This window comes from Dysgonomonas sp. 521 (genome assembly GCF_010501055.1).
GTDB lineage: Bacteria > Bacteroidota > Bacteroidia > Bacteroidales > Dysgonomonadaceae > Dysgonomonas.
In genome coordinates this window covers 52,118-64,490 of sequence record NZ_QVMO01000001.1, presented here as the reverse complement: position 1 = coordinate 64,490, position 12,373 = coordinate 52,118, and the positions used below count along the sequence as shown (strand labels likewise).

At 42.1% G+C, this 12,373-nt stretch carries 17 protein-coding genes and 1 pseudogene; 15 read left to right on the top strand and 3 right to left on the bottom strand.

The genetic code is table 11. The features are described 5' to 3' along the window. Nucleotides 1–19: 19 nt before the first annotated feature. The 15 genes and pseudogenes from D0T84_RS00350 (at nucleotide 20) to D0T84_RS00280 (ending at nucleotide 11,123) form a co-directional block, all read left to right on the top strand. Nucleotides 20–322: a DUF4134 domain-containing protein gene (locus D0T84_RS00350; protein WP_163304749.1), complete on the top strand. Its 303-nt coding sequence runs from the start codon at nucleotides 20–22 to the stop codon at nucleotides 320–322. Nucleotides 323–344: 22 nt separating this feature from the next. After that, entirely contained in the window at nucleotides 345–677 is a 333-nt protein-coding gene (locus tag D0T84_RS00345; protein ID WP_146266202.1) for a DUF4133 domain-containing protein, read from the top strand. Then, nucleotides 670–3,165 carry a TraG family conjugative transposon ATPase gene (locus D0T84_RS00340; protein ID WP_163304747.1) on the top strand — a complete coding sequence of 832 codons (2,496 nt, stop codon included), beginning with the start codon at nucleotides 670–672 and terminating at the stop codon, nucleotides 3,163–3,165. The genes D0T84_RS00345 and D0T84_RS00340 overlap by 8 nt, the downstream gene beginning before the upstream one ends. 4 nt (nucleotides 3,166–3,169) lie before the next feature. Next, the gene (locus D0T84_RS00335; RefSeq protein WP_163304745.1) at nucleotides 3,170–3,472 is read left to right on the top strand and encodes a DUF3876 domain-containing protein; all 303 of its coding nucleotides are present in this window, start codon (nucleotides 3,170–3,172) and stop codon (nucleotides 3,470–3,472) included. A gap of 37 nt (nucleotides 3,473–3,509) precedes the next feature. Then, nucleotides 3,510–4,130: a DUF4141 domain-containing protein gene (locus D0T84_RS00330; RefSeq protein ID WP_163304743.1), complete on the top strand. Its 621-nt coding sequence runs from the start codon at nucleotides 3,510–3,512 to the stop codon at nucleotides 4,128–4,130. A 20-nt stretch (nucleotides 4,131–4,150) separates the two neighbouring features. Next, nucleotides 4,151–5,137 (top strand): conjugative transposon protein TraJ, encoded by a 987-nt coding sequence (gene traJ, locus D0T84_RS00325; protein ID WP_163304741.1) that lies wholly within the window; start codon nucleotides 4,151–4,153, stop codon nucleotides 5,135–5,137. A gap of 24 nt (nucleotides 5,138–5,161) precedes the next feature. Beyond that, the gene (gene traK, locus D0T84_RS00320; protein ID WP_163304739.1) at nucleotides 5,162–5,785 is read left to right on the top strand and encodes a conjugative transposon protein TraK; all 624 of its coding nucleotides are present in this window, start codon (nucleotides 5,162–5,164) and stop codon (nucleotides 5,783–5,785) included. Nucleotides 5,786–5,788: 3 nt separating this feature from the next. Then, entirely contained in the window at nucleotides 5,789–6,067 is a 279-nt protein-coding gene (locus tag D0T84_RS00315; protein WP_163304737.1) for a TraL conjugative transposon family protein, read from the top strand. Beyond that, nucleotides 6,060–7,373 (top strand): conjugative transposon protein TraM, encoded by a 1,314-nt coding sequence (gene traM, locus D0T84_RS00310; RefSeq protein WP_163304735.1) that lies wholly within the window; start codon nucleotides 6,060–6,062, stop codon nucleotides 7,371–7,373. The genes D0T84_RS00315 and traM overlap by 8 nt, the downstream gene beginning before the upstream one ends. Before the next feature lie 70 nt (nucleotides 7,374–7,443). Further along, the gene (traN, locus tag D0T84_RS00305) at nucleotides 7,444–8,379 is read left to right on the top strand and encodes a conjugative transposon protein TraN (protein ID WP_163304733.1); all 936 of its coding nucleotides are present in this window, start codon (nucleotides 7,444–7,446) and stop codon (nucleotides 8,377–8,379) included. 2 nt (nucleotides 8,380–8,381) lie between these two features. After that, on the top strand, nucleotides 8,382–8,966 hold the full coding sequence (locus D0T84_RS00300) for a conjugal transfer protein TraO (protein WP_163304731.1): 585 nt from the start codon (nucleotides 8,382–8,384) through the stop codon (nucleotides 8,964–8,966). A 4-nt stretch (nucleotides 8,967–8,970) separates the two neighbouring features. Then, the gene (locus D0T84_RS00295) at nucleotides 8,971–9,441 is read left to right on the top strand and encodes a DNA N-6-adenine-methyltransferase (protein ID WP_163304729.1); all 471 of its coding nucleotides are present in this window, start codon (nucleotides 8,971–8,973) and stop codon (nucleotides 9,439–9,441) included. 13 nt (nucleotides 9,442–9,454) lie between these two features. After that, nucleotides 9,455–9,883, top strand: a pseudogene (locus D0T84_RS00290) (DUF3872 domain-containing protein); the annotation flags it as partial. Between the two features lie 197 nt (nucleotides 9,884–10,080). Then, the gene (locus tag D0T84_RS00285) at nucleotides 10,081–10,683 is read left to right on the top strand and encodes a M23 family metallopeptidase (protein WP_163304725.1); all 603 of its coding nucleotides are present in this window, start codon (nucleotides 10,081–10,083) and stop codon (nucleotides 10,681–10,683) included. Then, nucleotides 10,680–11,123, top strand: coding sequence for a PH domain-containing protein (locus tag D0T84_RS00280; protein WP_163304723.1), 444 nt, complete (start codon nucleotides 10,680–10,682; stop codon nucleotides 11,121–11,123). Before D0T84_RS00285 ends, D0T84_RS00280 begins: the two co-directional genes overlap by 4 nt. 145 nt (nucleotides 11,124–11,268) lie before the next feature. On the opposite strand, the gene D0T84_RS00275 is transcribed toward D0T84_RS00280, so the two are convergent. Genes D0T84_RS00275 through D0T84_RS00265 form a run of 3 tightly spaced genes read right to left on the bottom strand, consistent with a single transcriptional unit; the run spans nucleotide 11,269 to nucleotide 12,372 of the window. Then, nucleotides 11,269–11,454: an NADH-quinone oxidoreductase subunit F gene (locus D0T84_RS00275; RefSeq protein WP_163304721.1), complete on the bottom strand. Its 186-nt coding sequence runs from the start codon at nucleotides 11,452–11,454 to the stop codon at nucleotides 11,269–11,271. Between the two features lie 8 nt (nucleotides 11,455–11,462). Continuing rightward, entirely contained in the window at nucleotides 11,463–12,143 is a 681-nt protein-coding gene (locus D0T84_RS00270; RefSeq protein ID WP_163304719.1) for a hypothetical protein, read from the bottom strand. A gap of 4 nt (nucleotides 12,144–12,147) precedes the next feature. Beyond that, a complete protein-coding gene (locus D0T84_RS00265; protein WP_163304717.1) occupies nucleotides 12,148–12,372 on the bottom strand; it encodes a DUF3873 family protein in 225 nt (74 codons plus the stop codon). Between the last annotated feature and the right edge of the window lies 1 nt (nucleotide 12,373).

Genomic DNA, 12,373 nt, shown 5'->3' with positions numbered 1-12,373 from the left:
TTTTAAACAATTTCTCATTATGACAAAGAAAAAAATTCTTATGTCGGCAGCCTTCATCTTGGCTGCTGTTTCAAGCGCATTCGCACAAGGTAACGGGATTGGCGGTATTACCGAAGCTACCAACATGGTAACCAGTTATTTCGATCCGGGGACGAAATTGATTTACGCAATCGGAGCCGTTGTAGGCTTAATCGGGGGTGTAAAGGTGTACGGAAAATTCAGTTCCGGTGATCCCGACACAAGCAAAACCGCTGCCAGTTGGTTTGGTGCTTGTATATTCTTGATTGTAGCCGCTACCATTCTACGTTCCTTCTTCCTTTAATCAGCTTCATACAGAAAAAGTTATGGAGTTCAATATTAATAAAGGAATAGGCAAGAGTGTGGAGTTCAAGGGTTTGAAATCGCAATACCTTTTCATTTTTGCAGGGGGCTTACTTGCTGTTTTCGTGGTTTTTGTCATCATGTATATGGTTGGCATTGACCAGTGGATTTGCATTGGCTTCGGTGTAATTGCTGCATCGGTATTGGTATGGATGACCTTTAACCTGAATCAGAAGTACGGGGAACATGGCTTAATGAAACTCATGGCTGTCAAACAGCATCCCCGCTATTTGATTAACAGGAAAACTCCGCACCGCCTTTTCAAAAGAAAAAGAAAGGAGGTAGCGTATGCGTAATATAATGAAAGCGGCGACTATCGAAAGTAAGTTCCCATTACTGGCTGTCGAACATGACTGCATTATTTCCAAAGATGCGGATATTACGGTAGCCTACCATGTGGAACTGCCGGAACTGTTTACCGTGACCAATACCGAATACGAAGCGATTCATTCGTCTTGGGCGAAAGCGGTAAAAGTCCTTCCCGAATACTGTGTGGTGCATAAGCAGGATTGGTTTGTGCGTGAAACATATAAACCTGCAACCGATAAGGACGATATGAGTTTTTTATCCCGTAGTTTTGAAAAGCACTTCAACGAACGACCGTTCCTGAATCACTCGTGTTTCCTGTTCCTGACTAAAACAACAAAGGAGCGTATGAGAATGCAAAGCAGCTTCTCATCGCTTTGTCGTGGAAACATTATTCCCAAAGAAGTCAATAAGGATACCAGTGTGAAATTTTTGGAAGCCGTCGGGCAGTTTGAGCGGATAATGAATGATAGCGGATTTGTTACGCTTACCCGTATCAGTTCGGACGAGATTACGGGAACAGGCGAAAAGCCGGGACTTATTGAAAAATATTTCTCCTTGTCGCTCGACGATACAACTTGCTTGGAAGATTTGGAACTGGGAGCTGACGGGCTTCGTGTGGGAAACAAACACGTTTGCCTGCATACGCTTTCGGATGCGGAAGACCTGCCGGGACGGATCGGAACGGATATGCGGTATGAAAAACTATCGACCGATAGAAGCGACTGTCGTTTGTCGTTCGCTTCTCCTGTCGGGTTGCTCTTGTCATGCGACCATATCTACAACCAATATCTGTTTATTGAAGATAGTGCGGAAAACCTGCGAAAGTTTGAAAAGAGTGCAAGGAATATGCAGTCGCTATCAAGGTATAGTCGTGGAAACCAAATAAATAAAGAGTGGATTGACCAATATCTAAACGAAGCACACAGCTTCGGGCTGACTTCAATCAGGGCGCACTTCAACGTATTGGCGTGGAGTGATGATGTAGAAGAACTGAAACATATCCGTAATGACGTGGGTAGCCAGTTGGCTCTTATGGAATGTAAACCACGCCACAATACAGTGGATGCCGCTACTTTGTACTGGGCAGGAATGCCCGGCAATAGTGGGGATTTTCCGGCGGAAGAAGCGTTCTATACATTCATCGAACCTGCCCTTTGCTTCTTTACTGAAGAAACAAACTACCGGAGTTCGCCCAGTCCGTTCGGTATCAAAATGGCAGACAGGGTTTCGGGTAAACCGCTCCATGTGGACATTTCCGATCTGCCCATGAAAAAAGGAATTATTACGAACCGTAATAAATTCATTCTTGGGCCGAGCGGAAGCGGTAAATCTTTTTTTACCAACCACATGGTACGCCAATACTATGAGCAGGGAACGCACATAGTCCTTGTTGATACCGGAAACTCGTATCAGGGTTTATGTAACCTCATTAACAGGCGAACCAATGGTCAGGACGGGGTATATTTTACGTACACGGAGCAAAATCCGATTGCATTTAATCCATTTTACACCGACGATAATGTCTTCGATATTGAGAAGCGTGAGAGTATAAAAACGCTGATCCTTACCCTGTGGAAAAGGGATAACGAGCCGCCTTCACGGGCGGAAGAAGTTGCCCTTTCCAATGCTGTCAGCCAGTATATAGAAAAGTTGAAAAGCAACCGCAAGTTGGAGCCGTCTTTCAATACATTCTATGAGTTCGTCCGTGATGACTACCGGAAAACACTGGAAGAAAAGAACGTACGTGAAAAGGATTTCGATATTGCCAACTTCCTGAACGTGCTTGAGCCGTACTATCGTGGGGGCGAATACGACTTCCTGTTGAACTCGGATAAGCAACTGGATTTATTATCTAAACGCTTCATTGTCTTTGAAATAGACGCGATAAAAGACCATAAAATCCTATTTCCGGTGGTTACGATCATAATCATGGAAGTGTTCATCAATAAAATGCGTCGTTTGCAGGGCATCCGTAAGATGATATTAATCGAAGAAGCATGGAAGGCGATTGCTAAAGAAGGTATGGCAGAGTACATTAAGTACCTCTTTAAGACTGTTCGTAAGTTCTTTGGCGAGGCAATCGTTGTTACGCAGGAGGTCGATGATATTATCGCTTCGCCTATCGTAAAGGAGAGTATTATCAATAACAGCGATTGTAAAATCCTGTTAGACCAACGCAAGTATATGAACAAATTTGATTCAATACAAGCGTTGCTCGGATTGACCGAAAAGGAAAAGTCGCAGGTACTCTCTATCAATATGTCCAATGTTCCCAGTCGTAAATACAAAGAAGTCTGGTTCGGTTTGGGTGGTGTGCAAAGTGCTGTCTATGCTACGGAAGTAAGTTTGGAAGAATATTACACGTACACGACGGAAGAATCCGAAAAACTGGAAGTGATGCAACTTGCCGAAAAACTGGACGGAAATATGGAACTGGCGATTAAACAAATTGCCGAGAGCAAACGACAGGAGTAACGCCATGAAAAGAAAAACAAGTAAGCCATATTCGGCACTGCAAGTGCGTACCCAATTTCCAATCTATGAGATATGCGGAACATGGGAAAGTCTTTGCGGTTCCCCCGGACTTAAAGTATTCCATGACGGTAGTCGATTCCGGTTGCAGTTTATTTACAAACACGATACGGCGTTTACCGTCCCTTTATGCCAAAGCTGGGGGATTACCTTTTTCTATTTCTACGGTATGATACGCATTGCCTACGATGATGAGCGGGATATGCTTCTGCTTACTACCGAAGGCGAATACAAAAGAGTGTACGATTAAGGTACACAAAATCAATAATCATTTAAAAGTAAAAAGTATGAAACGAATATTTATGTGCCTTGTAGTGGCACTTAGCCTATTCTCCTTTCAGGCGAAAGCACAGTGGGTAGTAACTGATCCGACCAATCTTGTACAGAATATCGTAAGTGCAGTGCAAGGAACTACAACAGCTACCAACATGATAAACAACGTACAGGAAAGCATCAAAATCTACAAACAGGGTAAAGAATATTACGATGCTTTGAAGTCCGTTCACAATCTGGTTAAGGATGCCCGAAAGGTAAAAAAGACTATCGAAATGGTAAGCGAGATTACCGATATCTACGTTACCGGATTTAACAAAATGGTGGGTGATCCAAACTTTACTCCGAATGAACTGGCTGCAATCTCAACAGGTTACGCTAAACTACTGGAAGAAGGGGGCGCATTGGTAACGGATTTGAAAAACATTGTTACCGGAAGTAATGGGCTTTCACTATCTGATAAGGAACGTATGGATGCGATAGACCAGATTTATAACAAAATGTTGGATTATCGTAACCTGACGAAGTATTATACCCAAAAGAGTATATCTGTTTCGTATATCCGTGCCAAAGAAAAGAACGATACAGACAGAGTATTATCGTTATATGGCAGTCCTGCCGAAAGATATTGGTAATCAAATAAATGTAGTTAGATATGAATTTTGATAATCTACATCAGATTCTTGCGAATCTGTACCAAGACATGATACCTCTTTGCAGCAACATGATTGGGGTTGCAAAAGGGTTGGCAGGACTGGGTGCATTGTTCTATGTGGCTTACAGAGTATGGCAGGCATTAAGCCGTGCAGAACCTATCGACGTATTTCCGTTGCTCCGTCCTTTTGCAATCGGTCTATGTATAATGTTTTTCCCAACCATAGTTTTAGGTACTATCAATGCGGTAATGAGTCCCATTGTGAAAGGCACAAATGGTATTTTGGAATCCCAGACACTCGACATGAAAGCATATCAGCAGCAAAAAGACCAGTTGGAATATGAAGCTCGTGTTCGTGAGGGTAAAGCATGGCTTGTTGATGACGAAGTGTACGACCAAAAAATGAAAGACCTCGGTATTACCGATACGCCTGAAATAATTTGTATGTGGGGCGAACGGCTTTGGTATGATATTAAGGCATGGTTCAGGGAGGTAATAAGGGACTTTTTTGAACTGCTGTTCAATGCTTCCGCATTGGTCATAGATACGATACGGACATTCTTTCTTGTCGTGCTTGCCATACTGGGGCCTATCGCGTTTGCCTTTTCCATTTATGACGGATTTCAGGCAACGCTGACCCAATGGCTTGCACGCTATATAAGTGTCTATCTGTGGTTACCTATTTCGGATATATTTTCTTCGGTTCTCGCACGCATTCAGGTTTTGATGCTTCAACAGGACATTGCCCTGTTGCAAGATCCAAACTATATCCCTGACGGCTCAAATGGTGTCTATATTGTATTCCTTATAATTGGAATTATCGGATACTTCACTATTCCGAGTGTTGCGGGTTGGATTATCCAATCAGGCGGAGCAGGTGCATACGGAAGTGCGGTAAATAAAACAGCAGCTAAGGCAGGCGGTATTGCAGGAGGCGTTGCTGGCTCGGTAGCGGGTAATGTCGGTGGTCGCTTGCTTGGTAAGTAATCAATTTATTAAACTAAAAAAGTAATGGAATTTAAGTCATTAAAAAATATTGAAACAAGTTTCAAGCAGATAAGGATTATCGCCATTGTGTTTGTCGTACTGTGCGCCGGAATTACCGGATATGCAGTCTGGAACTCATTCAGTTTCGCAGAAGCACAACGGCAGAAAATCTATGTTTTGGATGAAGGGAAGTCGCTTATGCTTGCTCTTTCACAGGACTTATCACAAAACCGTCCAGTGGAAGCAAGGGAGCATATCAAGCGGTTTCATGAACTATTCTTCACTTTATCCCCTGATAAAAGTGCCATTGAATCAAACATCAACCGGGCACTCTTTCTTGTGGACAAAAGTGCTTTCCGTTATTATCAGGATATGCAGGAAAAAGGTTACTACAACAGGATTGTGTCGAGTAATATCAATCAAATTATTCAGATCGATTCTGTGGCGTGTAATCTTGATGTTTATCCCTATAAGGTGATAACCTATGCCCGGCAAATGATTATCAGGGCTAGTAATGTAACAGAGCGGAGTCTTGTTACACGCTGTGAGCTGATAAACTCTGTTAGAAGTGACAATAACCCTCATGGTTTCACTATGGAACGCTTTGAAATAATCGAAAACAGGGATTTACGAACAATAGACCGATAAGCCATGATAAAGGATAAACTTACAGCCGTAAGAGACTGGGTGGAAGACGGTCTGCGGTCATTGTTAGGGCAGATAACGCCCGACGGACGGATTATCATAATCCTTGTAATGCTTTTTGTCTTCGGTGCGGGTTCAATCTACATGACAGTTTCTTCCATATATAATATGGGGAAGAAAAGCGGTCAGGAACAGATGCAGATAGAACATATCAAACGCTTGGAACTGGAACATACGCAAAAAACAGATAGTATAAACCAAATAAACAGATTTGATTATGAGTAATGCTAATGAAGGTAACGAACCGAAACCGGATGTTACCGAAAAAAAGAAAGAGAGTAAGCCTAAAAAGGAGCTTACCCCACAAGAGATTCAGAAGCGGAAAAAGATGCTTATCTATCCCTTGTTTGTTTTGCTGTTCATCGGGTCAATGTGGCTCATTTTTGCACCTTCAGGAGATAAGGACGAACAGCAACCCGACGGTTTCAACTCCGAACTGCCTATTCCCAAAGATGAAGCAATCGTAGGGGATAAGCGGACGGCTTATGAGCAGGAAGCCATGCTGAATAAGCAAAATGAAAAAATGCGGAATTTGCAAGACTTCGCTTTTATGCTCGGAGAGGAAGAAAACCGTAAGGCACAGGAAGTAAACACTTCTATTCCGTCCGACAATCAGGAAGTACCGGGTAATAATCGCACTCCACAAACGGGAATCCAATCGTCGGCAAGTGCTTATCAGGACGTAAACCGACAGTTAAATGACTGGTACGAGCAACCGACAACGAAAGCGAACGACCAAATACAGCTTGAAATGGAAGGGCGCATTCAGGAATTGGAAAAGCAACTGGCTGAAAAATCCGAAGCCGACAAGCAACTGGAACTGATTGAAAAATCCTATGCGATTGCAGCGAAGTATATGCCTAATACACAGGAACAAGCTCAAACAGCACCAGTGACCGATATGCGTGAGAAAGTTGTTCCGAAGCCTGTTTCACAGGTACATCAAAGCGTGGTTTCGCTTTTGGCTGCTCCAATGGATAATGATGAATTTTTAGAACAATACGGTAAGCCCCGAAATATGGGATTTATCACGGCTGCCGGAAACGAAGCGATAATAGATAAAAACAGCATCAGGGCTTCGGTATATCAGACTGTAACAATTTCCAACGGAAAAGAATTGCAACTACGGTTATCAGAACCAATGCGAGCCGGAAATATGCTAATTCCTGCAAATACCATTCTTACAGGAAGTGCAAAAATTGGCGGGGAACGCCTGCACATTACCATTACTTCAATCCAGTATGCGGATAATGTGATACCTGTTGAAATGGAAGTGTACGATATGGACGGTATGCAGGGTATTTTCGTTCCGAACTCGGACGAACTCAATGCAGCTAAAGAAATTGCCGCTAATATGGGTACGTCGATGGGCAGTAGCATAACCATAACAGACGATGCAGGTTCACAGCTTGCAGCCGATTTAGGGCGAAGTCTGATTCAAGGGACATCGCAATTTTTCAGTAAGAAAATGCGTGAGGTAAAAGTTACACTGAAAGCAGGTTACAAGGTCTTGTTACTCCCTAAAGCATAAAAAAACAATCAGGGCGAAAGCCCACCACTAAAAAAATCCAATAGTAATTAACAATTAAAACAATTTTCGTATGAAACGATTTCTTTTAATGATTGCGGTATCTGTATGTGTATTTACCGCCAACGCACAGGAACACGAAGTTTCCACCAATCCCTCTACGGGCGATTATTTTGAAGGTCTGACACGACCGCTGACCTTTAACCGGATGATACCGCCGTATGCACTGGAAGTTACTTTCAGTAAGACAGTGCATATCATCTTCCCTTCGGCTATCCGCTATGTGGACTTAGGTTCTGCCGACCTGTTGGCAGCCAAAGCAGACGGAGCGGAAAATGTACTCCGTGTAAAAGCCGCCCTGCGTGATTTTTCACGGGAAAGCAATCTGGCGGTTATTACCGAAGACGGTGCATATTATACGTTCAACGTGAAATATGCCGATGAGCCTGTAAAGTTGAGTGTCGAAATGACCGACTTCATCCACGATGGAGAAGCCGTAAACCGCCCGAATAACGCAATGGAAATATATATGAGAGAATTGGGTAGCGAATCGCCGTTACTGGTTAAACTCATTATGAAGTCCATTTACAAAAACGATAATCGGGAAATAAAGCATATCGGCAGTAAAAGGTTTGGCATACAATACACGCTCAAAGGGGTTTATACGCACAACGGATTGCTTTATTTCCATATGCAACTCAAAAACTCATCCAATGTGCCGTTTGACGTAGATTATATTACGTTCAAAATAGTTGATAAGAAAGTGGCGAAACGTACCGCCATTCAGGAACAGGTAATTATCCCACTAAGGGCACACAATAACCTGACGTTGGTAGGGGGCAAGAAAACAGAACGTGTAGTGTTTACCCTGCCGAAGTTCACTATTCCGGATGATAAGCACCTTATCATTGAACTGAATGAAAAAGAGGGCGGACGGCATCAGTCGTTCGTGGTTGAAAATGCCGACCTCGTAAGAGCCAAAGTTATTAATGAACTGAAAGTTAAATAACCATGAAACGGCTATTACTTATACTAACGTTTGTGCTGTGCCTGGTCTTTGCAGACCAAGCCCACGCACAGCGTTGTTTACCGGGAATGCAGGGCATTCAGGTAACAGGTGGAATGGTAGACGGATTCCATTCGTCGGATAAAAAGAATGAACTGGGGTATTATTTCGGGTTATCTATGGCCACCTATACCAAACATGCTAATAAGTGGGTATTTGGTGCAGAGTTCCTGAATAAATACTACCCCTATAAGGAAGACAGGATACCTGTCAGCCAGTTTACGGCAGAGGGTGGTTATTACCTAAAATTCTTATCAGACCGCAATAAGGTTGTTCTTTTTTCTTTGGGCGGATCTGCACTCGCCGGATACGAAACAAGTAACTGGGGAGAAAAAACGCTTTTTGACGGCTCCACGCTCCGGAACAAAGACAGTTTTATTTATGGTGGTGCTATTACGTTGGAAATGGAAACATATCTATCCGACCGTGTGGTGTTACTCCTGACTGCTCGTGAGCGGGTGTTGTGGGGAACATCGACGGGACATTTCCATACCCAGTTCGGATTGGGACTGAAATTTATAATCAATTAGTGCCATGAAAGAAAATGATGAATGGTATACCCCACCGGAGATTATTCATTCTTTGGGAGAATTTGATTTAGATCCGTCATCTTCGGAAGAAGCATTTCGGTTAAACCAGTCGGCAAAGAAAATATATACTGCAAAAGAGAACGGACTGATACAGGATTGGCACGGTAGGATTTGGCTAAATCCGCCATACTCTAACCCGTTATTGCAGGATTTTCTCAAAAAAATGGCTGAACACAATCAGGGTATAGCCTTAGTTTTTTCAAAGATTGAAGCAAAATGGTTTCATGATATTGTGTTTGAGTATGCCACTGCCGTAAAGTTCCTGTATAATAGAATCCAGTTTTTCAAACCTGACGGAACAAAGGGAACACAACCTCGAAACGGCTCCATGCTTGTTGCCTACGGAGAGGAAGATGCAGCAATACTTTCAAGAAATCGGATAAAAGGTAAATTTCTCTATTTAATAAACAACTAAAAGTAAATTCAAAATGAAAAAGTTCTTAGCATATTTTTTATACACGCTATTGCTATCGGCAATAGTCTGTGCCTGTAGTGACGATTTGGATGTTCAGCAGGTTTATTCATTTGATCTTGTTACTATGCCCGTCCAGAAAAAAATCGTTCAGGGCGAAAGTGCGGAAATTCGATGCCAACTGGTAAAGGAAGGCGACTATGAACAGGCTCGGTTCTTTATCAGGTATTTCCAAAGTGATGGGAAAGGCGAGCTGCGGATGGATGACGGAACGGTATTTCTACCGAATGACCTGTACCCGTTGGATAAAACGACATTCCGACTTTACTACACATCACACAGCACGGATCAGCAGGTTATCGACATATATATAGAAGATTCATTCGGTCAGGTCGTGCAGAAAACATTCAGTTGGCAAAATGACAGGGGGGATGAAGACGATGATGTAGAAGAAAATATGGTTTCACAAAAAATATCAGGCAATGATTTTATGCGGTTATATCGTGTTCAACGCCCTTTGCTGGCTATGGATAGCCCATACGTTGAATAATGCTCCGACAGATATAGAGCTGTGGGGAAAAGAAGTTGAATAAGTAAAGTACCCGGAGCAATTCGGGTACTTACTGTATTTACAGATTGATTATGAAATATATAATAACATTCTTCATTGCGTTGCTTCATTTAACTGCATGGGGACAACCAAACAGAAAATCGGAAATAGAAAAATGTACGGAACAGGCTTATTCTGCAAAAGAGTTTCAACGAATAGCCGATTCAATGCAAATGACTATCGAAGAATTATCCGACTATCCCGTAGTTTTTCCGATTAAAAAGCCGTTACGAATTTCATCGGGCTTTGGTATGCGTTATCATCCTATTTATAAAAGGCGAAAATTTCATACAGGAATTGATATAGCCAAACCAAAGGGTACTCCCGTGTATGCCAGTGGCAACGGGAGAGTAGTTCGTAAGGGCTATTGTTCGGGATATGGGAATTACATTGAGATTGAACACGCAGGTAATTTTCATTCATTCTATGCTCATTTGAGTAAGATAATGGTAAATATAGGGGATTCGGTTAGTATTACTACACAGATTGCTTGTGTGGGTAATACGGGAATAGCAACAGGCAGCCATTTACATTATGAAATCAGGAAAGGGAAACGTTTCTTGAATCCGTCTGAATGGTGCTGTTGTCTGATTGAAATATGGAACACACAAAATTTAAACGAAAAAATAGCATGAAATTTCTTAATACATATTTACAACCCGGAGAGGACATAATGTACAGGGCACGGATACATATATTCTTATTCCTGCAACCTGCCATATTATTGACTATCGGGTTTATGTGTTATTTTGATGATGTAAAAATAACACATTATTTAGGGATTACACTTCTGTTCTTGGGATTGGTTTCCCTTGTACAGCGTGTGTTAGTGAAAGTAGGCTCAATCTATGCCGTAACCAACAAACGAGTGATTATAAAAACGGGAGTAATAAGTCGTCGGACTGTTGAACTGGTACTGGTTAAATGTGAGGGTATTCAGGTGGTACAAGGTATTGCAGGGCGTATCTTCGGCTATGGTTCTATCGTGGTTACTACGGGTGGAGCTACCAACTGTTACTATTATGTTGCCAATCCGTTCCGGTTCAAGAAGGCAATAAATATACAAATTAGATAGTTTTTGATAGTTCTAATTTCTATTACAAAAGCAATCCGAAGCTAATTAAACGTTTCGGATTGTTTGTTAATCGGCTTTTTGTTACTTTTTCTCCCGCCCATTTTTTTGCTCATAAGAATAGTAACGGGCGAAAATCGCCCGCTTATCATTTTTCTTGTCCCTCTTTTTGTAACTTCTCAAGCTGTTTCAGCATAAACCGATGGTTTTCGCCAACCGTATGCCCCGAAGCCATTTTGTAAGGACTGTCGGAACATTCAATACATTGCTGTATGGCTGCCTTCAGATCTGTTACTTCAATTCTGTTTCCGTCAATATCCTTTATCGTTGTCATATCCTTTGTTATTTAGATGTTTGTACTTGTATCGGGGAAACATACCAACTGTCTTGATACTTGTCGCCAATCAGGTTAAAAACGCCCGATAATCCGCTATCGTTGGCGTGTTTCTTGGCTTCGCTGATTGTACCGAACTCGCCTAATTTGTTGAAGCCGATAAATAGTTTGTATCTATCGTTGTTCTCCTTATGTTTTTTTACTTCTTCCTGTAACATCACATACATTTTTTGATAGTTGTCTTTCTTCTGTTCCAATTTGTTGTAAGCCTTCAATAACTGTTCATCCGTATCTGCATTGAAAAACAGATCATTGTGCTTTTTGTAGTCGATATACTGGGCAATGGCTCTTTCTACTTTTGTTATCTGTGCTTTTGCGGATGCAACTTTACCCAACAAAAAGTCAAAGCCCGTCTGTAAACCTGTTCGCTTGTCGTAAAAACAATGATATATCTGAACTCTTTTTCTCGGATATTTGCACACTAATTTTGCCTTACGCCATTCGATAAGCCACCGCCAACGATCTAACATATCACGGGGAATGTCTATTTTGTGTAAAACTTCCCGGCTTCTGTCCTCGTGGCGAATTTCAAAAGTGATATATACCCAATGTTCAATACCCAGTTCCCGTTCCGCTTTTGCAAGGTCTTTCGCATACTGCATCCAATCGTCCATTCTTTCCTGTGCCATGATGTTAGATGTTAATGTTATCGTTTTTCTTGGTTAGCCATTCATCCCGACGGGTACGGCATTCCTCCAGAGTTGGTGCTACGGTTGAAAATAATTTCCCGTCTGTATGCCTGTAATCGTATTGATAAAATGTTTGTTTCGGACGGTGGGCAGGACGAAACGTTGTATAGTTCTCTTTACCTTGTTCACATACAGAACAGCCGTTATGATTGATTGAATTTGTTTTCATT